17 protein-coding genes and 2 pseudogenes are annotated in these 21,104 nt (G+C 60.9%); 8 read left to right on the forward strand and 11 right to left on the reverse strand.

Going from position 1 to position 21,104, the window contains the following annotated elements; all coding sequences use genetic code 11:
- Window positions 1-85: 85 nt before the first annotated feature.
- A protein-coding gene (locus ABIF91_RS22535) for an IS3-like element ISRj2 family transposase (RefSeq protein WP_129557670.1) occupies window positions 86-1,215 on the forward strand; the annotation gives its coding sequence in 2 pieces (ribosomal slippage) (window positions 86-338 and window positions 338-1,215; 1,131 coding nt in all).
- A 223-nt stretch (window positions 1,216-1,438) separates the two neighbouring features.
- Here ABIF91_RS22535 and ABIF91_RS22540 read toward each other — a convergent pair.
- The 3 genes from ABIF91_RS22540 to ABIF91_RS22550 form a co-directional block, all read right to left on the reverse strand.
- On the reverse strand, window positions 1,439-2,665 hold the full coding sequence (locus ABIF91_RS22540) for an IS91 family transposase (protein ID WP_424579164.1): 1,227 nt from the start codon (window positions 2,663-2,665) through the stop codon (window positions 1,439-1,441).
- Window positions 2,665-3,525, reverse strand: a complete 861-nt coding sequence (locus ABIF91_RS22545; protein ID WP_035695117.1) for a tyrosine-type recombinase/integrase — start codon at window positions 3,523-3,525, stop codon at window positions 2,665-2,667. Before ABIF91_RS22545 ends, ABIF91_RS22540 begins: the two co-directional genes overlap by 1 nt.
- 677 nt (window positions 3,526-4,202) lie before the next feature.
- Window positions 4,203-4,586: a hypothetical protein gene (locus tag ABIF91_RS22550; RefSeq protein WP_011084664.1), complete on the reverse strand. Its 384-nt coding sequence runs from the start codon at window positions 4,584-4,586 to the stop codon at window positions 4,203-4,205.
- Window positions 4,587-4,693: 107 nt separating this feature from the next.
- On the opposite strand from ABIF91_RS22550, the gene ABIF91_RS22555 reads away from it, so the two are divergent.
- Window positions 4,694-5,239, forward strand: coding sequence for a hypothetical protein (locus tag ABIF91_RS22555; protein ID WP_035719904.1), 546 nt, complete (start codon window positions 4,694-4,696; stop codon window positions 5,237-5,239).
- A 151-nt stretch (window positions 5,240-5,390) separates the two neighbouring features.
- Here ABIF91_RS22555 and ABIF91_RS22560 read toward each other — a convergent pair.
- Window positions 5,391-6,188, reverse strand: a pseudogene (locus ABIF91_RS22560) (IS1380-like element ISBdi2 family transposase); the annotation flags it as partial.
- A 191-nt stretch (window positions 6,189-6,379) separates the two neighbouring features.
- Window positions 6,380-6,919, reverse strand: a complete 540-nt coding sequence (locus tag ABIF91_RS22565) for a GNAT family N-acetyltransferase (RefSeq protein ID WP_014498653.1) — start codon at window positions 6,917-6,919, stop codon at window positions 6,380-6,382.
- A 672-nt stretch (window positions 6,920-7,591) separates the two neighbouring features.
- Between ABIF91_RS22565 and ABIF91_RS22570 the strand changes: the two genes are divergently transcribed.
- Both ABIF91_RS22570 and ABIF91_RS22575 read left to right on the forward strand, forming a co-directional pair.
- Window positions 7,592-8,935, forward strand: a complete 1,344-nt coding sequence (locus tag ABIF91_RS22570) for an IS1380-like element ISBdi2 family transposase (RefSeq protein WP_208086440.1) — start codon at window positions 7,592-7,594, stop codon at window positions 8,933-8,935.
- 510 nt (window positions 8,936-9,445) lie between these two features.
- Window positions 9,446-9,652: a hypothetical protein gene (locus tag ABIF91_RS22575; protein WP_011084669.1), complete on the forward strand. Its 207-nt coding sequence runs from the start codon at window positions 9,446-9,448 to the stop codon at window positions 9,650-9,652.
- 140 nt (window positions 9,653-9,792) lie between these two features.
- Here the strand turns inward: ABIF91_RS22575 and ABIF91_RS22580 are convergent.
- From ABIF91_RS22580 to ABIF91_RS22590, 3 genes are all read right to left on the reverse strand, one after another.
- Window positions 9,793-10,735 (reverse strand): IS630 family transposase gene (locus ABIF91_RS22580; RefSeq protein WP_424579341.1). Its coding sequence is split into 2 segments (ribosomal slippage): window positions 9,793-10,398 and window positions 10,400-10,735, totalling 942 coding nucleotides; the frame shifts between segments, so codons are not numbered across the junction.
- Between the two features lie 352 nt (window positions 10,736-11,087).
- Window positions 11,088-12,434 (reverse strand): citrate-proton symporter, encoded by a 1,347-nt coding sequence (locus ABIF91_RS22585; RefSeq protein ID WP_174719444.1) that lies wholly within the window; start codon window positions 12,432-12,434, stop codon window positions 11,088-11,090.
- Between the two features lie 243 nt (window positions 12,435-12,677).
- Entirely contained in the window at window positions 12,678-13,946 is a 1,269-nt protein-coding gene (locus ABIF91_RS22590; protein ID WP_014497957.1) for an IS256 family transposase, read from the reverse strand.
- A gap of 218 nt (window positions 13,947-14,164) precedes the next feature.
- Between ABIF91_RS22590 and ABIF91_RS22595 the strand changes: the two genes are divergently transcribed.
- Together ABIF91_RS22595 and tnpB are read left to right on the forward strand one after the other, a co-directional pair.
- Window positions 14,165-14,563 carry a transposase gene (locus tag ABIF91_RS22595; RefSeq protein ID WP_026192391.1) on the forward strand — a complete coding sequence of 133 codons (399 nt, stop codon included), beginning with the start codon at window positions 14,165-14,167 and terminating at the stop codon, window positions 14,561-14,563.
- A complete protein-coding gene (gene tnpB / locus ABIF91_RS22600) occupies window positions 14,560-14,868 on the forward strand; it encodes an IS66 family insertion sequence element accessory protein TnpB (protein ID WP_424579399.1) in 309 nt (102 codons plus the stop codon). The genes ABIF91_RS22595 and tnpB overlap by 4 nt, the downstream gene beginning before the upstream one ends.
- Here the strand turns inward: tnpB and ABIF91_RS22605 are convergent.
- Complete coding sequence (locus tag ABIF91_RS22605) at window positions 14,856-16,544, reverse strand: recombinase family protein (protein WP_424578661.1); 1,689 nt, start codon at window positions 16,542-16,544, stop codon at window positions 14,856-14,858. The two genes, tnpB and ABIF91_RS22605, sit on opposite strands and share 13 nt — an antisense overlap.
- Window positions 16,529-16,942 carry a recombinase family protein gene (locus tag ABIF91_RS22610; protein ID WP_424578660.1) on the reverse strand — a complete coding sequence of 138 codons (414 nt, stop codon included), beginning with the start codon at window positions 16,940-16,942 and terminating at the stop codon, window positions 16,529-16,531. Before ABIF91_RS22610 ends, ABIF91_RS22605 begins: the two co-directional genes overlap by 16 nt.
- 483 nt (window positions 16,943-17,425) lie before the next feature.
- Here ABIF91_RS22610 and ABIF91_RS22615 point away from each other — a divergent pair, with 483 nt between their 5' ends.
- Both ABIF91_RS22615 and tnpC read left to right on the forward strand, forming a co-directional pair.
- Window positions 17,426-18,694, forward strand: coding sequence for an IS256 family transposase (locus ABIF91_RS22615; RefSeq protein WP_038952271.1), 1,269 nt, complete (start codon window positions 17,426-17,428; stop codon window positions 18,692-18,694).
- Between the two features lie 214 nt (window positions 18,695-18,908).
- Window positions 18,909-19,769 (forward strand): annotated as a pseudogene (gene tnpC, locus ABIF91_RS22620) (IS66 family transposase); the annotation flags it as partial.
- Between the two features lie 147 nt (window positions 19,770-19,916).
- On the opposite strand, the gene ABIF91_RS22625 reads toward tnpC, so the two are convergent.
- A protein-coding gene (locus ABIF91_RS22625; RefSeq protein WP_129557670.1) for an IS3-like element ISRj2 family transposase occupies window positions 19,917-21,046 on the reverse strand; the annotation gives its coding sequence in 2 pieces (ribosomal slippage) (window positions 19,917-20,794 and window positions 20,794-21,046; 1,131 coding nt in all).
- Between the last annotated feature and the right edge of the window lie 58 nt (window positions 21,047-21,104).

The raw sequence follows: 21,104 nt of genomic DNA on the forward strand, positions 1-21,104 counted from the left end.
GCTGGCCCCGCAAATTCGGACAGTAGCTTGAGTGGATTTTCTGCCTGACAGCGGCGAGGATTCTTGCTGCGAATCAGGAGCGAAGATGACGAAGAAGAGCCGCCGGACGCATTCTCCGGCATTCAAGGCGAAGGTTGCTTTGGCTGCGGTCAAAGGCGACAAGACACTGGCGGAGCTGGCGCAACTGTTTGATGTTCATCCGAACCAGATCACGATCTGGAAAAACCAGCTCCTGGAAGGCGCCGCCGGCGTGTTTGGGCATGACAAGACATCGGCCGAGACGCCGGTCGATTTGAAGGCGTTACATGCCAAGATCGGCGAGCTGGCGTTGGAAAACGATTTTTTGTCCGGCGCGCTCACCAAGGCGGGCCTGCTGAGCGCAAAGCGATGATCGACCGCGATCATGATCTTTCTATCGTGCGCCAGGCGAAGGTCCTGAAGCTGGCTCGCAGCACGGTCTACTATGAACCTCGGCCAGTTTCGGCCGAGGACCTTGCCTTGATGCGTCGGCTCGATGAGCTGCATCTCGATTATCCCTTCGCGGGAGCGCGTATGCTGCGATCGTTGCTGCGGCGGGAGGGCGTATACGCCGGTCGCCGCCACATCGCGACGCTGATGAAGCGCATGGGGATCGAGGCGGTCTATCGTCGCCCGAACACGAGCAAGCCGGCTCCGGGTCACAAGATCTACCCGTACCTGTTGCGCGGATTGAAGATCGAGCGGCCCGACCATGCGTGGGCAATGGACATCACCTACATTCCGATGCGGCGTGGCTTCGTCTATCTCGCGGCGGTCGTCGATGTGTTCAGCCGACGGGTCCTGGCCCATCGCGTCTCGATCACAATGGAGGCGGCCTTCTGCGTCGAAGCGGTCCAGGAGGCGTTGGCGAAGCACGGCAGGCCCGAGATTTTCAACACGGATCAGGGCAGCCAGTTCACCAGCCTCGAGTTCACCGATGTGCTGCTGGACGCGAAGATCGCCATCAGCATGGACGGCAAGGGCGCCTGGCGCGACAACGTGTTTGTCGAGCGGCTCTGGCGCACGGTCAAATACGAAGAAGTATATCTCCGCGCCTACGACAGCGTGTCCGAGGCGCGAGCGTCAATTGCCAAGTATCTGGCCTTCTACAATCAGGGACGCCCTCACTCGAGCCTTGACGGGCGCACGCCCGACGAGGCTTACTTCGGCACGCAAGCTATGGTGATGGCCGCATGACCGTCGCCGACGGTTTTGTCGTCGCTCTGGTCGGGCTACGCCCTCCCGACGCAACGACAAAACCGTAAAGCCCCGCGTTCAGCATAACCCGGCAGGAATCCACTTAAATCCAGCGGGGCGCTGTCCAAACAACCGGGGCCAGCTCTTTCGGCAGCGTCTGCGATGATCGAGACGATGGGATCATAATGACGAATGACGATCTTCGTGCACGGTATAAGTTGGCTCACGATGTGTCGCACCGGTACGATTGGGTGGGAGCGCCGGAACAGCTGAAGCTGTGTCGAAAGCGCTCGATGATGCGCATGACGCCACCACAATCAGGGCAGGCGGGAGCCTTGGCCCACGTCAGAGCGTCCGAATCCACAGGCGACGGCTCGCCATCGTTTGGCGGTGTCCGCTCACGATCGAGAAGTTTGCGGCAAAGAGCAAGTTTGGCAGCGCGATGGCCGTTGGCCATGAAGCCGAAGTGGCGGATGCGATGGAAGCCATCGGGCAGCGTGTGAAGAAGGAAGCGGCGGATGAACTCGTCGGGCTTGAGCTTCATGATCTTTGTCGCGCCATTCTGGCGGTAGTCCTTCCAGGTAAAGGCGACGTGATCCTCGTCGAGGGCGACGAGCCGGCTGTTGGCGATTGCAACGCGATGGGTATAGCGGCCGAGATAGGCCAGCACCTGCGCGGGGCCGCCGAACGGCCGTTTGGCGTAGACGACCCAGCTGATGCGCCGCATAGCGACGAGGTGAGCTGCGAAGGCGGCAGGCTCGGCCAGGGATGCGAGATCGCCGAAGAAGTTCAGGGTGCCGGCGTCGAAGGCGGCGGTCAGACGTTCGAGGAACAGGCGTCTGAACAGCCGGGCGAGCGGTTTGACGGCCAGGAAGAAGTTTGGTCGGCTGGCGATCCAGTGCGCGCTATCGGGCGAGAGGCCGCCGCCCGGCACGACGCAGTGGACGTGGGGATGGTGCGTCAGCGCCTGCCCCCAGGTGTGGAGGACGGCGACGACGCCGATCCCGGCGCCGAGCCGGCGTGGATTGGCGGCGAGCGTCGACATTGCCTCGGCGGCGGCTTTGAACAGGATCGCATAAACGATGGCCTTGTTCTGAAAGGCGATCGCGGCGATCGGAGCCGGCAGTGTGAAGACGATGTGGAAATAGGGAACCGGCAGCAGGTCGGCTTCTCGCGCGGCGAGCCACGCGGCTCGGGCTGGCCCCTGACACTTCGGACAGTGCCGGTTGCGACAGGAATTATAGGCGATCCGCGTCATGCCGCAGTCGTCGCAAGCCTCCATGTGGCCGCCGAGCGCCTCGGTCCGGCACGCCACGATCGCGCTCATCACGCGCCGCTCGACCCGACCGAGATGACCGGCATGTACACGGCGATAGGTGTCGCCATGCCGGCGCAGAATATCGGCGATCTCGATGGCGGGCCTGTTGCAGCGGCTGTCGGGGCGGATCATCACCCGCATCCCGCCGCGGCCAGCGACAGGCGATCGAGCGGGCTCTGCGTCGCCCGGATCGTATCGGTGGCGACCTGCGTGTAGCGCGCTGTCGACGACAAATTATTGTGCCCGAGCAAGACCTGGATGATCCGGATATCGGTTCCGTTCTCGAGAAGATGCGTCGCGAAGCTGTGGCGCAGCGTGTGGAGCGTGACGCGCTTGGTCAGGCCCGCAGCCTTCACCGCAGACCGACAGGCGGCGTGCAACACGGTCTGATCGATCGGATGATCTTCGTCACGACCAGGGAACAGATAAAGCCGCGGCCGGGCGAGCCGCCAGTACGTGCGCAGGATACCCAGCAGCTGGGGCGACAGCATCACGTTGCGGTCCTTCGCCCCCTTGCCGTGGCGCACCTGGATGACGCCGCGGGCGCTGTCGATGTCTTCGATCCGCAGTCCCGCGACTTCGGAGGCCCTGAGTCCGGCCGCATAGGCCGTGGTGAGCGCGGCGCGGCTCTTCAGGCTGGACACGGCCTCGAGGAACTGAACCACTTCGTCGGCGCTGAGCACGACCGGCAGCTTGCGCGGTTCTCGCGCATAGGGAATGCGCTCCGGGATCAGTGCCTCGCCGAGCGTGACGCCGTAGAAAAACCGTAGCGCACAGACGATCTGGTTCAGCGCCGGCCATGAGATGCCGGTCGAGACCAGATGCACCTGGAAGGCGCGGACGTCTTCCAGCTCTAACCGGTCAGGCGATCGGCCAAAATAGCGGCTGAACTTCGAAACCGCGCTGATGTAGGATCGTTGCGTCGCCGGCGACAGATTGCGGACGGTCATGTCTTCGATCATGCGGCGGCGAAGAGGGCTCAAATCGGCCATCTCATACTCCTGTCTGAGGGGGTGGGCTCCAACACCCACATCCTCTCAGCCAGGAGGCGATCTACGCCACCTTGCCCCTCACGCCGCGGCAGCGGCTTCGTTCAATCCTAATAAAAAGCCCAATTCTAACAATCTGCCAAAGTAGTGTTAGGGCGCGGATTCATTAAGGCGCAGCCATAGCCTGACTGACGCGAGTTGAACGAAGGCAAGGTAGTTGTCCTGACATCTGCTCCATTTTTTGATCTTCGCATCCAATGCCGGCGAGCCCGGGTGGATGGTCTCGTTGCTCGATGAGTTGGCCCGACACTTCTCGAGACGCCTACGAAGAAAACGGCCAACGAAACCCTCCTCACCCAGGCAACCCGGAAAGATCCCGAGCCATTCTGATGGCCAGGACACAATGACGCTGGCGCCTGCCATAGGCAATCCGCTCCTCCCGCCCGGGCGGGAGTCGAAAACTCCGGCTGGAAGCCGGGGTTTTCTTTTGTGCTATTATAGGCACCAGCTCTCGTAAACCGCCGCCAGTACAGTGCACCTCACGGCTTGAGCCGAATTGGCTTGGGCTTCGCTCCGTCCAAGGCTCGATCGTAAGCCGCAGGTGTCGGTTGGTCTGCGCTCTCAGGTGTCGGTTGGTCTGCGCTCTGCTCCACCTCAAATGGATTGGTAGAGATCTCACGTCACATGAAGTCTCCATCCGAGTCGGGCTCTGATGAAGGTTCATCATCGCTCGACGCTTTGGAGAGATACATCGAAGAATTGGTTGCGCGCTGCCATTCACCATCCCTATATCTCCACTGTTTGGACTGGGTGGGATCAAGTACCATATCATCGGGATCCACATGAACGAAGCCCAGTTGTTCTGCACGGGCTCTCGCTTCGTCATTGGCAGGACGCCAGTTCACTAGCGGCCGTTCGCCGTCTCGCCCTAGTTGGTGCTCGAGCAGAATATCGCCGGCGTTACCGACGAGCGGATGTGCAACCTGAAAATCCACGATTGATGTGACATCAGTCCGTCCGGGAAACAGTTCTCGCCACCGCTGGCTGGTGAAACCAGTCGCCATAGGAAATCCGGCTTCCGTTCTTTGGAGGCCGACGCTCGTATTTCCTAGTTGATAGCTGTAGCCGTTGTTGCACCTTTACTCGCGTCGGATCATCCCCGAAACGACCCGTGATCGCACCTACCAGGCTTGGTGGGACGGCAAGGGTAATGGGCTGCTGCGGGCAGAACTGCTTGTGGTTGTCGCGTCTGCAATTGCCTGAGAAGAGCTTGGAGCCTGACGAGCTTGCAATGCGTTATGCCGAGAAGACCCCGTCCAATGCCAGGAAATGCCTGACGCACGTGCGAGGAAGAAGCAGCAGAACCGGGCGCGCCGAGGAAACCATGCACGAACTTCAGCCGCAGCTAAGAAAAGCGATTGGGCATGGCGGGCGACACCAAATCGGAACGGTGGGCGAGATCGAGCGGAAACCAGCACACCCATGGCATTCCCCATCCTTCATTCAAAGCTCCTGCATTCTTGAAGAAGCCAGCAATCCTGAGAGTGCGACGAATCTGTACGATATCGATCAATCGGAGAGCCTGCAGCGAAGTCCGTCCAAGATTTCACGGACGTCTCCTATGGTCACGTCTCCGCGCCTGGCCGTCGTTCGAGTCGGCGCGCATCATGTGCACATGCACAAACCTCCTAACAATGCTAGCCCGTCCTATTCGTGAGAGTGCGGCTTTGGGGCCCGATTGATGCGGCCGAACATCTTGTCTGACGAGGCGCACAGGATTGCCTTCGGCTTTTCACCGCCTGACGACCCGTACTTTGCAACGCGCTTGAGGTATAGGTTGGGCGAACGGGGGGCGGACGCCCCGCCGGTCAAGGACCGAGCGGCAGCAGCGCACCTGGCAAGCAGCGGATCAGGTCGGCTTCCGGACAGGCCGCGGCGAACGCAAGGCGAATGCGGCTCGTGGTCTCGACCACACGGGCAGCGAGTTTCAAGAGACGAAGACGCAGCGTCGCGAACTCGGCAGCGGCCAATTCCCGGGCTTTGGGAATGGCGTCGCGCACGGTCAGCATCAGCCAATAAGCGGCCGTATGGAGCACGAGACGGACCTGGTTGGCGAGCGCCGAACGGCAGCTGGTGCGGTCGGAGGCGAGCTGCGTCTTATGCAGCTTGATCAGATTCTCGGCTTGGCCGCGCGCGCAATACAGGCTGTCGTAGATCCACTCGGCCGAGCCGACATCGAGGCTGGTGACGACGAAGCGGATGTCGAGGCCGAGCATCGTCGCCTCAATACGGGCGACAGTGCGCCGTTCGCGATCCCAGGACTTTGCCTTGTGGCGCGTCTCGGTATAGCCACGCAGAACCGGCAGGTTCTCGATGGCGCGTCGGGTGCGGATGTCGTCGGCGACCTCGTCGACTTTTCTGGCGAGCGGCTTGGTACCGGACAGACCGAAGATGTAGTCGATGCCGTTGGTCTCGCACCACGCCATTGCCTCCGGCCGGGCATAGTGCCCGTCGCCACGGAACGTAATTCGCGTGTTGTGCCACCGCGTCCGGATATGCCGTACCAGGCGGCGCAGATGGGCACGCACCTCGACGCCGCCCGGCGTCTTGCCGGGCCGCAGCACGACGGCCACGGGCCGGCTCTTATCCGTGTCGTAGACGTGGATCGACCGCCATCGAAGGCAGCTGTGACTTTCTTGGCGTGAACGGCTGGAAACGAGGATGGCAGAATCGTATCATCGGTCATGGCGGGCGTGGTTTAAGGTGATGGGGTGGCTTCGCAACCGAATCCTACGCCGCATCAGCGCTTTACACCACGCTCGCCAGCCCTCAGGCGCACTCTTACGAATAAGACGGGCTAGCGCTCCATCTCGCCCATAAGAATTTCATCTGAGACGTATCGTGGATTGGAAATGACAGTCCGCATTTCCGCATTCTTGCCCTCGTCCGCAAACCGGAATCCCTTCTTGTAGAAAAATGCTGAAGCTCCTTCATCTTGAGAGAGAAGGGATAGCTTGGAAAGGCCCGCGGACTGCCTAGTATGATCGGCGACTTCAATCATAGCCGTCCCGACCCCTTTGTACCTCGACCGGCCGAGATTTTCTATGCTGAGAATTCGCAAACTGTTGCGCCCCGGCGCCACGGTCATCGCTCCCACCTTATTGCGTTCATTGGCATCAGTAAACAAAGAAACACTTTGGGCGTTGCCAATATTGCTACTTACTCTGTGTAGGCGGACTGACACACCTGTCCTCTTGTCAAAAGCGGAAGACGCTGGTCCAGCAGCTAAAGCGGCCGTAAAAGCAGCACCATCTGCGCCAGAAGTGCCGGCCAGCGCATCGCGCTGCTGGTCCACACTTTGCCCGTCGGAGGGCCAGTTGTTGTAATTGGTTCTCATCACAACGAGCTACTATTTGGACGAGCTGACAGAAAGCTGACAAAGCCGACGCATGAGCCGGTCCTTTACGAATAAGACGGGCTAGCGTAATGATACTCATCGTAGGATGGAACATGCGACATATTGTTAACTCGATCGTCCATGACGACCACACTCCTATGCCGGTTGCATTGTGTTTCAGGTCGTTAGACCTGACTCCGCAGATAAGCAGCTTAGCCCGTCTTATTCGCGAGAGGGCGCCTGAGAGGCTGGCGAGCGTGGTGTAAAGCGCTGATGCGGCGTAGGATTCGGTTGCGAAGCCACCCCATCACCTTCAACCGCGAACGCCACGCCCGCCATGACCGATGATACGATTTCAGACCACTATCGAGAAGCAAGAATTCAACACAAATAAAACCTCTGCCTCGCGCTCGATCTCTTCATGCTTGATAGTCTCGTTTCGGAGGCTGAGCACCTACCGCGTCTAATAGGCCGCTCGCGCCGGTTTCTTTGGACGCGGCACGACCGCGACTCCACGTTTCGGCACAGAAATGATCGGGAGTCACTCAATCTTTCTTCAACTTAACCCGTCTTATTCGTAAGAGTGCGCCTGAGGGGTAAAGCGCTGATGCGGCGTAGGATTCGGTTGCGAAGCCAACCCCATCACCTCCAACCGCGAACGCCACGCCCGCCATGACCGACGATACGATTCCGCCCTTCTCGTTTCCAGCCGTTCACGCCAAGAAAGTCACAGCTGCCTTCGATGGTGGGCGCCTAACCTCGAACGGGGGCGTGATGCTTCTGGCGATGGCCGAGCGGCGTCTCGGTTTGGCCAACAATCTGGCCCGGGTGTTCCCGGATCGGCGCGATCCGACGCGGGTCGTGCACAGCCTGGTCGATATGTTCCGCGCTCGCATGTTCGCGATCTGCTGCGGCTACGAGGACGCCGACGACCTCGATCATCTGAGGTCCGATCCGGCATTCAAACTGGCCTGCGGTCGCCTACCGGACACGGGCCGGGATTTGTGTTCCCAGCCGACGCTGTCGCGGCTGGAGAATGCTCCGCGCCTGCGCGACGTGATCCGGCTGACCTACACTTTGGTCGACGCATGGATGGATAGCTACCCGCGCGAGCCGGCATCCGTCACGCTCGACATCGATGATACCTGCGACGTCGTCCACGGCCATCAGCAGCTCTCGCTGTTCAACGCTCATTATGACGAACGCTGCTTCCTGCCGATCCACGTCTACGACACGGAGAAGAGCCGGCCCGTGGCCGTCGTGCTGCGGCCCGGCAAGACGCCGGGCGGCGTCGAGGTGCGTGCCCATCTGCGCCGCCTGGTACGGCATATCCGGACGCGATGGCACAACACGCAAATTACGTTCCGTGGCGACGGGCACTATGCCCGGCCGGAGGCAATGGCGTGGTGCGAGACCAACGGCATCGACTACATCTTCGGTCTGTCCGGCACCAAGCCTCTCGCCAGAAAAGTCGACGAGGTCGCCGACGACATCCGCACGCGACGCGCCATCGAGAACCTGCCGGTTCTGCGTGGCTATACCGAGACGCGCCACAAGGCAAAGTCCTGGGATCGCGAACGGCGCACTGTCGCCCGTATTGAGGCGACGATGCTCGGCCTCGACATCCGCTTCGTCGTCACCAGCCTCGATGTCGGCTCGGCCGAGTGGATCTACGACAGCCTGTATTGCGCGCGCGGCCAAGCCGAGAATCTGATCAAGCTGCATAAGACGCAGCTCGCCTCCGATCGCACCAGCTGCCGTTCGGCGCTCGCCAACCAGGTCCGTCTCGTGCTCCATACGGCCGCTTATTGGCTGATGCTGACCGTGCGCGACGCCATTCCCAAAGCCCGGGAATTGGCCGCTGCCGAGTTCGCGACGCTGCGTCTTCGGCTCTTGAAAATCGCCGCCCGTGTCGTCGAGACCACGAGCCGCATTCGCCTTGCGTTTGCCGCGGCATGTCCCGAAGCCGACCTGATCTGCGGCTTGCCCGGCGCGCTGCTGCCGCTCGGTCCTTGACCGGCGGGGCGTCCGCCCCCGTTCGCCCAACCCATCCCTCAAGCGCGTTGCAAAGTACCGGTCGTCAGGCGGCGAAAAGCCGAAGGCAATCCTGTGCGCCTCGTCAGACAAGATGTGCGGCCGCATCAATCGGGCCCAAAAGCCGCACTCTCACGAATAGGACGGGTTAGCTGTCCGTAAGCTGACGCCGAGAAATTAACGGAAAACTAGGTGTTTGGCCCCGGCATTTCTGCAGCGGATTGAGTTTGAATCGTTCCGGCTGGGAAGTTCAATCCTGAATCCAAACAGACCCTAGTCGGGTGCTCCGAGAAATGCATCGACGGAGGTGCGACGAGCATCCGATCATAAGTAGGTCTACAGGTTCCGAGCGGGTAGACGGAGCGATGCGGTGATGGCCGAACTTATCCATTCGGTCGATAGATCTAATCAAGAAAATCAATTTTACCGATTGTAGCGTCGTCATATAGACCGTCACCACGGCTGGGGCTAACCTAGGGAAGCGATCTCCCAATGAAGAAGTCAGTTTTGGTGACGGCGAGCGCCCTCGCACTTGCGACCGCGGCGGTACCTCCATTTGCTGCAGAAGTTGCCGCGCAACCGCTCACCTCCAGCGTGCAGGTAGCCGATACATCGTATCCTCAGTGCGCCGATGACCCATTGAATGGTATCTGCGATCTGTTTTTTTGCTTGACCGATCCCGCGTGCGTGCTGCACTGACGACGGAAAACAATCAAGCAGAGAATGAGGATCGAGCCTCGTGCGGCCGCTGCTCCGTCAGCGGCCGCATCCTTATGCCGTTCGTTTACGCTGGCGGATGGTGCGAGCCGCGCCTTCTTGTTCTCTAGAGCATGATGTATTTACACGGAACCATAGCCTGAGTTTTTGAAGTAGTTGGTGCACTCCTCCTGGGAGAAGAGATCGAGGAGTTCACCAACCTTCCGCCAGGTTGCCTCCACGTCACGAGGTTCTGCGGATCGCATGAGGTGTTTGAGTTTGGCGAAGACCTGCTCGATCGGGTTGAGGTCAGGGCTGTAGGGCGGCAAGAAGATAAAGTGGGCTCCTCTGGCGCGGATAGCTTGGCGAGCCGCTTTGCCCTTGTGGCTGCCAAGATTGTCGAGAACGACGATCTCGCCCGGTGCGAGGGTGGGTGCCAACACCTTCTCGACGTACAGCGTGAAGAGTTCACCATTGATGGGACCATCAATCACCCAAGGCGCACTGATCCGATCATGACGCAGCGCCGCGATGAAGGTCATGGTCTTCCAATGGCCGAAAGGTGCAGATGCTTGGAGGCGCTGCCCACAAGGCCCCCAGCCGCGTAGCGGCGCCATATTGGTCTTGATCCACGTCTCGTCGATGAAAACCAACCGCGTGACGTCAATCCTGCCTTGATGCGCTTTCCATCGGGTCCGCTTACGGGCGACGTCTGGGCGATCCTGCTCGGCTGGTAGAAGCGTTTTTTTTGAAGCTGAGCCCCTCGGCGTGAACAAAAGTCCACACCGCCCGCACGTCTGTCTTGATCCCCCGTGCAGCCAGCTCCTGCGTCAGCTTGCGCAAGGTGAATGGCCCCGAGCGAATGCGTTTGCGCAGCCAGTCGGCGTTGGCATCCGACAGAACCCGCTTCTTGTGGCCGCCGATCTGGCCGGGCGCCAGGCCTCCGGTATCACGCCTTAGGTTCTTCCACTTCGTCACGCACGAGGGGCTGATCTGTAGCGCCTCTGCGATCGAACGAACCGTCTCGCCCGCGTCAGCGCGAGCCAAGGCGCGTTCACGGATGTCTTCCGAATAGGGGCGCGTCATCCATGCTGGCCTCCGCACTCCAGCATGGAGCTTGAATCAGAAATCGCCCGCTCTGGGAACCCCGATTCCAGTCAAAAACATCACGCTCTAAAGATGATCAGAGTCATTGCTCACTCCAGCCGGCGGGTGACGGCAGCCCGATCGCTCAACTGCAGCATCGGCGAACGTTGGGTAAACGGAGAAAGCCGTTTCAGACCGCGACGCTGCCGTTACGGCCGGAACTCCTTCACGATGTCAAGCTGCGCCAGTTTTCAGGATAGATTGCTGTTCGGGCTAGCCCCATACCGTGCTCCTGCTCGATGTTCGCATTTCGGACGTCACAGATGTCATCCTTACCTGTTCGGCTAAGCTACTAGGGCGGCGATCGTGCCGTTACAGATGTTCGTCTATGGTTTCGCTCGAAATTGAGTGGCGCCGTCTCCGGCATCATCACCATGGCAAAGAGCCCGGCCGCGCTCGCGAAAAGCATGTACCAGGCGGGCGCGAGTGCGCTCCCGGTCAAGTAGATCAGCCATGTGACGACCAGTTGAGCTGTGCCTCCGAAAATGCCTATGGCAAAAGCGTAAGTCGTCCCGAAGGCGCCACCACGAATGTTCCTGGGCAAACTCTCGGCCATGCTTACGTAGAAGGCGCTATACGGAACCGTTCCGATAAGGGTGAGCGTGCCGAGGCCTCCTAAAAGTGCGAAGGCGCTGCGGCTCTCTGCAATCCACAAGAATACCGGATAGATCATCAGCAACGCAGCTGCCTGCGGCCATATCATGATGCGCCGGCGGCCTGCGCGGTCGGCGAGCAGGCCGCCCAACAGCGCCGCAGCAATGCCTGCCATATTGCTGATGAGCGTGGCGCCGAAGGCGAGAGGCGCGGATACGTGGAGGGTGTTCAAGGCGTAGGTGGTCATATATCCCGTAACGTAAGTAGTGATCGTGCAGCTGGCCAAGATGACGAATCCCAAGCTCATGATGCGGCGAGCGGCGGGCGATCGCCTTACAGGCCGGGTGACCAGAACCGGCGCCTCCGGGCGGAGAAACGTTTCGGGTAGGACGCTCCGCAGCCAAAGTCCGAACGGCAAAGTAACGGCGCCGAGCAACAGCGCGATCCGCCATCCGTATGCATTGAGCGCCTCACTTGTCATGGTGAGCGAGAGTATTTCTCCAACCAACGCTCCAGCCGTCGCAGCGACCTGTTGGCTCGCGGGCTGAAAGGAGACAGCAAGACCGCGGGCTTTGGCTGGTGCCGCTTCCATCAAGTAGGCTGTCGTTGGACCGACTTCGCCTCCGAGAGCAAAGCCCTGCAGCAAGCGTGCGAAGATGGCTAGCAACGGAGCGGCAAATCCTATTGTCTCGTACGATGGCGTAATGGCCAATAATAGGACCGCGACGCTCATCATAGCAAAGCTGGCGGTCATGGCAGGCCGGCGGCCAACCCGATCCGAATAGGAGCCGAGCACGATGGACCCGATTGGCCTGGTCACAAAACCCGCGCCGAAGGTTCCGAGTGACAGCATGAGGCTGGCGAACTGGTCGGTTGCCGGGAAGAACGCCTGACCGATCTGTATTGCGAAAAAGCTATAGGTGCCGAAGTCGTAGAATTCGAGCATATTGCCGATGGTGGCGCCCAACACCGCCCGGCGCGTTAAGCCTTCGTCTGCCGGACTGGGGACCGGCTCCAGCCTCTCTCGAGTTAATTGCCTCGCCATCCTCAACCTGATCTGGAGCGCGAACCCTGGCCCGAACATTTCCACCAGACACCGGTCGCGCAAAGTTGCAGTCCGCTTGCCCGAACTCGTCCTTCACGGCCATTGCGCCTGTCCACATGTAGCCTGAAGCGCGTCGCTACAAACCTCACGGTAACGTCTGCAATAAGAATGCCTGCCTTTCTGGGCCGATTTGACTTCTGGTCTGATCCCGGGAGCTATGCGGGATTTTGGGTGACGAGGCGATCAGGCGGCGTGGTTTTCCGGCACTTGGATGACCTCGATGCCGTTTTCGAATCTGACACCTGCGCTGACCTTCGGCAACTGATTTGTGCCTTTCAGCCGCCGCCAGGTCTTTGATGCGGCGCAGAGCAGCTTGAACACCATCAACTTGGCAGTCGTTGACGATAACGAACCTTTCGTGCGCACCGTTCTGTGCCGGACCGTCGCGAACACGCTTTCGATGGGATTCGTCGTCCGCAAGTGGTCCCAATGCTCGGCGGGGAATTCGTAGAACGCAAGCATTGCGTCGCGATCTTTCGTCAGGCACTCGACCGCCTTGTCGTACTTCGCTCCGTATTTCTCGGCAAAGACATCGATCGCCACTTCGGCCGAAGCTCGGTTGGACGCCAAATAGACCTCGCGCAGATCCTTCTTCATGCTGGCCTGTACCGACACTGCGACTTTGTTCAAGATATTCGCGGTTTTGTGCACCCAGCACCGCTGATGTCGCGTGGCGGGAAAGACCTCGTCGAGCGCCTTCCAGAAGCCGAGCGCGCCGTCACCGACGGCGATTTCCGGGGCGATCTTCAGCCCTCGGGTTTTCGCCTCGACGAGCAGTTCGTGCCAGCTCTGCGTGCTCTCGCGCACGCCGACCTGGAAGCCGATGAGTTCCTTCTTGCCTTCCGGCGTCGCGCCGATCAGCACCAGCATGCATTCGCTGTGGTCTTCCATGCGAGCCTGCAGGAAGACGCCGTCCGCCCACACGTATACGTACCGGCGCGCCGACAGATCGCGCTTCTGCCAACGCTCGTACTCGAGCTGCCACTCCGTCGTCAGTCTGGAAACCACCGCCGGAGAAAGATTCGGCGCATCCTTGCCCAAGAGCGCCGCCAGCGCCTCCTGGAAGTCGCCCGTCGAGATGCCTCGCAGGTACAGAACCGGCAAAAGTGCATCCAAGCTCTTCGTGCGCCGTGCCCACAACGGCAGGATCGCCGAGGTGAAGCGGATCCGCTCGCCATCGCTGGTCACCGCGCGATCGCGAATCTTTACCCGGGCGACTTCGACGGCGCCGATCCCCGTCTGGATCGTCCGCACTGGACCATGGCCGTGTCGCACGAGGCGGTCGCGGCCATCGGGAAGCTTCAAGCCCTTCATCGCGGCGAGAAACGCCTCGGCTTCCATCTCGACAGCCTGCGCAAGCAGCTGCCGAGCTCCAGATCGCAAAATATTCGTCAGTGGATCGTCGATCTCATCGGGCTGACGCAGTGGGACAATGTTGCTATGCTCGTTCATGGCGTATCGCTCTCCTTGAGGTTCTGGCAGGCTCGACACCCGCCTCGATACGCCGCCTATCTCATTCCGTCATCACCCAGTTTCCCGCATAGCTCTGATCCCGGGCCTGGCCGGTAAGAGGTAAGCGGAGCTTTTCTCCCATTTGATTGACTGGTTTCGCTTCGGCTTTCGCTCTGCGATCCTTGGCTTGTCAGAGAGCCGAGAGGAGACTGAAGGCGATGGAACAATCGGGGGAGGAAGCCGAAGCTGATGGCTTTGTGGGGAAGCTTACGCGCCGGACGCGTTCTGGAGGCCGGTTATGGTCTGCGGAGATCAAGGGGCGCGCTGTTTTCGAGAGCATGAAGCCCGACGCCCGGGTATGTGATGTCGCACGGCGTTATGGTGTGAAGGCCCAGCAGTTGACGACGTGGCGCAGATTGGCGCGTGCTGGCCGGCTCGCATTGGTCACGGACGACGCGGCGGATTTCGTGTCGATCGAGCTGAGCGATCCAGTGGCGTCAGGCAAGAGCGAGGGGCCCGTCGAGATTACGATTGGCAAGGTTTCGGTCCGCCTGGATGCGGACGTGTCGGCGGTGCGGATCGCGGAGATCGTGACTGCGATCGAGCGCGGCGCATGATCATTCCGGCGCAGGGACTGCGGATTGTGCTTGCTGTGCGTCCTGTTGACTTCCGGTGCGGGCACGACGCGCTGGCCGGTCTTGTGCAAAACACGCTTGGGCTCGATCCGCATTCGGGCCTGATCGTGGTTTTTCGTTCGAAGCGCGCCGACCGGCTGAAGAGTTTGCTATGGGACGGCACGGGCCTCGTTTTGGTCTACAAGCGCCTTGGCCGCGATGGTCGTTTCGAGTGGCCGCAGATCAGCGACGGCGTCATGCATCTGACGCGCGTGCAGTTCGAAGCGCTGTTCGATCACCCATGTTGATGCCCCTCCTTGTTAGGCTGACAGATTCTTAGATCAAGTTGCGCGATGACGTGGTTTCGAAGGTCTCCGATGGCGTGAAGAACGGATGGTGTATTCGGGAAGAGATAGGCGCCGCTGGGCTGGCGATCAATTAGCAAACGCTTGGTTCGGATCTGAACATAGAGCCAGTTTACTGGAATCTCGAGCCTTCGGGCCAGTTCGGGCGGGCTGAGGTATGAGTCGTCATGCTCCCATCGGCTGCGCTGGGCAGTTACCTTGATGGCGGCGGCACGACGGAGCCGCCCAACGGTGATAGGCAGCACCTTATCGGCGCAACGGGGAGAGCGGTGACCTTCCCGAGTAAGGATTGTGGCGATCTTGTCGTCTGGGACGCCGTCGCGAGCGAGCGTCAGAAGGCGTTCCCGCATCTCTGTGCCTCGCGTCAATCTGGTGACGGAGTTGACGCTCATCTTCACTTCGAGCTCCGTCACGGCGCCTCCCCGCCAGACGATCCTAGCCAGGGCCAAGTCGCGCTCACCGCGGTCGAGAACGACCTTTTCGATGAGACATCGCAACAACGCCTTGCGATGCGCATCCGAGATAGTCTCGTCACCCCATATCTGCGGGAGGCGGCCGGTGAGGCTGATGACCTTGTCGTTGAGCTCCTTGCTTATGGCCACTTGTGTGATGGCTTTGGGCGGCGTCTGTCGGGCAAGCGCCTCTTCGGCGGCGCGCACGTCGTTTAGCGCCGCTTCCCATCGACGCTCGAGTTCCGAGGCGACCAACCGATTATCTGGATCAGCTCGGTTGAACTGCCGTTCGGCGAGCGCCGCCGTGTATCGCTTGCGCTCGAGCTCTCGTTCTGCACTGGAGCGTAGCGCATTGTTCGTCTGCTGCTGCACCCGGCGGGAGCGCGACAAGGCATCGAGTTCGGCCGGCGCTAGTGCGGTTAGGAATGCGTCGCCAACGGCTGCATCGATATGGGCGGCGCGGATGTGTTGGCAGGTTGGCTGACCTTCCTGGGTACGCAGGTGATTGCATACATATTCGCCGCCGCCCTTGTAGCGGACGTACATCTTATGGCCACATCGTGCGCACCAGGCAATGCCGTGGAGCAGGAGCTCGCCATTGCGAGGCGCGCCGCGGGTTTTGATGCGCATGTATTCGGCTCGGTTATCTCTGATGACGGATCGGATTTTTTCATAAATTGGCCAGTCGATATAGGCTGGATATCGATCTTTAACGACGATCCGCCACTCCTCCATCGGCCGCGGAGCCTTTTGTGGCAGGGCCCCCTCCCGCTTCGGCGGCCGGAAGCGGGTTCGTCCATAGACAAAGGCGCCCGCGTATGCGGGGTTCTTCAAGATCGCCGCGACGGCAGCCAGCGTCGCGCGCGTCCAGCACAAATCGCCATATCGATCACGACGCGGCAGTTCCAGGTCACGCTCGTTCAACGCTCGCATGACCTTGGCAACGCTGCGCAGCTGCAGGAATAACTGGAAGACGAGACCGAGCCGCCCTTGCACGGCCATGTCGGGATCCTTAACGACCACACCGCTCGGGTCCCGCATCAGCCCGATTGGCAGCATAACCGCAAGTTCGCCGCGTTCGGCTTTGGCCAGCAGGCCGGCGGTCAGCCGGCTGCGGATCGTATGTAGCTCAAGCTCGGAGATCGAACCCTTCAGCCCGAGAAGCAACCGTCCGTTGGGAGTGCCCGGATCATAGACACCATCGCGTCGGCGATCAGGCAGCCACGTAGACCACAGATATCCAGGAGCGGATACCAGTCGGTACAATTACGCGCCAAGCGGGTCACGTCGATCGACAGGATGAGTCCCACTTCACTCAGGCCAACACGGCCAACGAGTTCCTTGAAGCCGTTACGCTGTGCTATAGACGCGCCGCTCAACCCGAGATCGGCATCAATCACGTCGATGGCCGCCTCACGCCATCCGAGTTCGCGGGCGCGCTGGCGAAGCGCGTATTGAAGGCGCAGGCTCTCCTGATTGCTTACGACCTGATGGGGCGTCGACTGCCGGATGTAGACTACGGCTTTGCGCGCCAAGTGGCTTGGTGTGACCAGCTCGGACTTCATGAGGGATCTCCGCCAAAATTGCGGCGACGTCTTCGACGATCTGGCGTCGGAGCGCGGGCGTCAGCGTCGACCAAAGATCGGCTGGATCCATGCTCATGTGCGTCGGGACAATCCGCTGTCGATAAAAGCTCGAGTAGAGCCTCCATACTCAGCTTAATCTGATTTGCCTCTTGCTCATAATATTCGATTGCGGTTGCTTGAATCAGAAGACTGCTTCCTGCGCGATACTCAACTTCATACGAAGCGGGAATGCCTCGGCCTCGCTGACCGATCTTCCTAATCACTCGATATGAGCGCCCCCACAAAGGATGGTGGGGGTCCCGAACCTCGACCACCTCCGGAAATGATTCGTCAGACTCACTATCAGGGACATTCCTCAATCCCCTGAGCTATGGCGGAATCTGGGTGATGACGGTGTGAGGAAGGCGGCGTATCGAGGCGGGTGACGAGCCTGCCAGAACCTCTCGAGGAGAGCGATACGCCATGACCGAGACTACCAATGTTCTTGCTTTCCGTCAGCCGTCCGCGGTTGATGATCCACTGACCGATATCGTTCGAGCCGGCGCGCGGGACCTGCTTGCCAGGGCGATCGAGATCGAGGTTGGCGCGTTTCTGGCCAGCACGGCCAATCTGACGCTGCCCGACGGTCGAGCGCGCCTGGTCCGACATGGGCACGGTCCGGTGCGCGAGATTGCGACCGGCATCGGTCCGGTGGAGGTCGCTCGTCCCAAGGTCCGCGACCGCGGAGCGAGCGGGCCAGGCGACCGCCTCCGCTTCAGTTCGGCAATCCTGCCGCTATGGGCGCGGCGGACGAAGAGCCTGGATGCCTTGATCCCGGTCCTCTATTTGCGCGGCATCTCGACCGGCGACTTCCAGGAGGCGCTCTCGGCGCTGCTCGGCAAGGATGCGCCGAACCTGTCGCCTTCGGTGATCGCCGGCCTGAAGGCCGATTGGCAGGTCGAGTACGAACGCTGGCAGAGACGCGATCTGTCGGCGCGTCGCTATGTCTACATCTGGGCCGATGGCGTGTACCTGCAGGCCCGCATGGAAGATCACAGCGAATGCATGCTGGTGCTGATTGGCACCACGCCGGAAGGCAAGAAGGAGCTGATCGGCTTCCAGGTCGGCGTGCGCGAGAGCGCGCAGAGCTGGCGCGAACTCCTGATCGACCTGCGGCAACGCGGGTTACGGATTGCCCCGCAACTCGCCATCGGCGACGGCGCCCTCGGCTTCTGGAAGGCACTGGACGAGGCCTTTCCCGGCACGCGGCACCAACGATGCTGGTGCCATAAAGTGAGCAACGTACTCGACAAGGTCGCCAAATCCGTGCAGGGCCCCATGAAGAACGACCTGCGGAACATCTATCTGGCCCCACACCGGGCCGAAGCTGAAACCGCGATCGACGTCTTCGTCGAGAAATACCACGTCAAATACGGACGTGCGGTGGAGTGCCTGATCAAGGATCGCCATGCGCTGCTCGCCTTCTTCGACTTCCCTGCTGAGCACTGGATCCACCTACGCAGCTCGAACCCGATCGAGAGCGTCTTCGCCACGGTGCGCCACCGAACGGTGCGGACCAAGGGATCGCTGTCGCAACAAACTGCGAAGCTGATGGTGTTCAAGCTCATCGACGCCGCATCGAAGACCTGGCGGCGATTGAAGAGCACGAACCAGTTGCCGAAAGTCATCGCCGGTGTAAAGTTCATCGACGGAATCGAAGTCATTCCGAACACTGAAAGCCACGCCGCCTGATCAGGCCGCGTCACCCAAAATCAGCCATAGCTCCAATCCCCTCGTTTGAAGGGCTGAACTGGAAGCGAGTGGGCGAACGGATTGTCGCGACGCCAGCTGCGGCGAACTGACTCAGACCCGACAACCTGTTTCGCGCGGGGCTTTGGGATGATAGCTTGCGGATGTGCCGCCGTCCCCCTTTGATCCCGCCCGTCTTGCAGCGCTGCCCGCCGATTTGCGCGCGCTCTTCCGCGCGCAGGAAGCGATGATTGAAGCCGAGCGTCGTCGCGCAGACGATGAATGCTCGGCGCGCCTTCATGTCGAGAGTGAACTGGCTGCGTCCAAAGAGAGCGTCGAACGCCTCGAACTGCTCGTGAAGGAGTACGAGCGCGCACGTTTCGGTAAACGCTCGGAGAAGTTCAATCCCGATCAGATGCAACTGGTTCTCGAGGACATCGAGATTGCCATCGCCGAAGTCCAGGAACGCCAGGACGATCGTGCGCGCCGCGCCGGCACGGCGCCGTCCAGCCGCCGGACCAGGCGCGCTGCCCGTGCCTTTCCCGCGCACCTGCCGCGCATCGAGCAGGTGATCGAACCCGAGAACCTCGAGTGTCCCTGCGGCTGCGGCCGGATGGTCCAGATCGGCGAGGATCGCTCCCGCCGTCTCGATGTCATGGCCGCCCAGTATCGTGTGATCGAGACGGTGCGACCGCGCTACGCCTGCGCAACGGGCTGCACCGGTGTTGCTCAGGCGCCGGCGCCCGCCCATCTCGTGGAGGGTGGCATCCCCACCGAGGCGCTGCTGGCGCAGGTGGCGGTCGCCAAGTTCAGCGAGCACATGCCACTCTATCGTCAGTCGCAGGTTCTGGCTCGGCATGGCATCTTCATCGATCGCGCCGTTCTGGCAGACTGGATGGGAACGGTCGCCTTCCACCTCGCGCCGCTGGTCGAGCGCATGAGCGTCGTGATGAAGCAATCGGGCCGCTTGTTCATAGACGAGACCAGGGCGCCTGTGCTCGATCCGGGCCGGGGCCGAACGAAGACCGGCTATCTGTGGGCTGTCCTGCGCGACGATCGCGGCCACGGCGGCGCTGATCAGAGCTGGCCCCGGTTGTTTGGACAGCGCCCCGCTGGATTTAAGTGGATTCCTGCCGGGTTATGCTGAACGCGGGGCTTTACGGTTTTGTCGTTGCGTCGGGAGGGCGTAGCCCGACCAGAGCGACGACAAAACCGTCGGCGACGGTCATGCGGCCATCACCATAGCTTGCGTGCCGAAGTAAGCCTCGTCGGGCGTGCGCCCGTCAAGGCTCGAGTGAGGGCGTCCCTGATTGTAGAAGGCCAGATACTTGGCAATTGACGCTCGCGCCTCGGACACGCTGTCGTAGGCGCGGAGATATACTTCTTCGTATTTGACCGTGCGCCAGAGCCGCTCGACAAACACGTTGTCGCGCCAGGCGCCCTTGCCGTCCATGCTGATGGCGATCTTCGCGTCCAGCAGCACATCGGTGAACTCGAGGCTGGTGAACTGGCTGCCCTGATCCGTGTTGAAAATCTCGGGCCTGCCGTGCTTCGCCAACGCCTCCTGGACCGCTTCGACGCAGAAGGCCGCCTCCATTGTGATCGAGACGCGATGGGCCAGGACCCGTCGGCTGAACACATCGACGACCGCCGCGAGATAGACGAAGCCACGCCGCATCGGAATGTAGGTGATGTCCATTGCCCACGCATGGTCGGGCCGCTCGATCTTCAATCCGCGCAACAGGTACGGGTAGATCTTGTGACCCGGAGCCGGCTTGCTCGTGTTCGGGCGACGATAGACCGCCTCGATCCCCATGCGCTTCATCAGCGTCGCGATGTGGCGGCGACCGGCGTATACGCCCTCCCGCCGCAGCAACGATCGCAGCATACGCGCTCCCGCGAAGGGATAATCGAGATGCAGCTCATCGAGCCGACGCATCAAGGCAAGGTCCTCGGCCGAAACTGGCCGAGGTTCATAGTAGACCGTGCTGCGAGCCAGCTTCAGGACCTTCGCCTGGCGCACGATAGAAAGATCATGATCGCGGTCGATCATCGCTTTGCGCTCAGCAGGCCCGCCTTGGTGAGCGCGCCGGACAAAAAATCGTTTTCCAACGCCAGCTCGCCGATCTTGGCATGTAACGCCTTCAAATCGACCGGCGTCTCGGCCGATGTCTTGTCATGCCCAAACACGCCGGCGGCGCCTTCCAGGAGCTGGTTTTTCCAGATCGTGATCTGGTTCGGATGAACATCAAACAGTTGCGCCAGCTCCGCCAGTGTCTTGTCGCCTTTGACCGCAGCCAAAGCAACCTTCGCCTTGAATGCCGGAGAATGCGTCCGGCGGCTCTTCTTCGTCATCTTCGCTCCTGATTCGCAGCAAGAATCCTCGCCGCTGTCAGGCAGAAAATCCACTCAA

Origin of the sequence: Bradyrhizobium sp. USDA 241 (genome assembly GCF_049739505.1) — a bacterium.
Classification (GTDB): Bacteria; Pseudomonadota; Alphaproteobacteria; order Rhizobiales; family Xanthobacteraceae; genus Bradyrhizobium; species Bradyrhizobium liaoningense.

Bases quoted from the DNA above. Each gene is read 5' to 3' on its own strand.
- ABIF91_RS22545 (WP_035695117.1), bottom strand. From the start codon at position 3,525: ATGGCCGATTTGAGCCCTCTTCGCCGCCGCATGATCGAAGACATGACC.
- ABIF91_RS22585 (WP_174719444.1), bottom strand. From the start codon at position 12,434: ATGGCGAGGCAATTAACTCGAGAGAGGCTGGAGCCGGTCCCCAGTCCG.
- ABIF91_RS22550 (WP_011084664.1), bottom strand. From the start codon at position 4,586: ATGGCGACTGGTTTCACCAGCCAGCGGTGGCGAGAACTGTTTCCCGGA.
- ABIF91_RS22610 (WP_424578660.1), bottom strand. From the start codon at position 16,942: ATGAAGTCCGAGCTGGTCACACCAAGCCACTTGGCGCGCAAAGCCGTA.
- ABIF91_RS22595 (WP_026192391.1), top strand. From the start codon at position 14,165: ATGGAACAATCGGGGGAGGAAGCCGAAGCTGATGGCTTTGTGGGGAAG.
- ABIF91_RS22540 (WP_424579164.1), bottom strand. From the start codon at position 2,665: ATGATCCGCCCCGACAGCCGCTGCAACAGGCCCGCCATCGAGATCGCC.
- ABIF91_RS22615 (WP_038952271.1), top strand. From the start codon at position 17,426: ATGACCGAGACTACCAATGTTCTTGCTTTCCGTCAGCCGTCCGCGGTT.
- ABIF91_RS22590 (WP_014497957.1), bottom strand. From the start codon at position 13,946: ATGAACGAGCATAGCAACATTGTCCCACTGCGTCAGCCCGATGAGATC.
- ABIF91_RS22570 (WP_208086440.1), top strand. From the start codon at position 7,592: ATGACCGACGATACGATTCCGCCCTTCTCGTTTCCAGCCGTTCACGCC.
- tnpB (WP_424579399.1), top strand. From the start codon at position 14,560: ATGATCATTCCGGCGCAGGGACTGCGGATTGTGCTTGCTGTGCGTCCT.
- ABIF91_RS22575 (WP_011084669.1), top strand. From the start codon at position 9,446: ATGAAGAAGTCAGTTTTGGTGACGGCGAGCGCCCTCGCACTTGCGACC.
- ABIF91_RS22565 (WP_014498653.1), bottom strand. From the start codon at position 6,919: ATGAGAACCAATTACAACAACTGGCCCTCCGACGGGCAAAGTGTGGAC.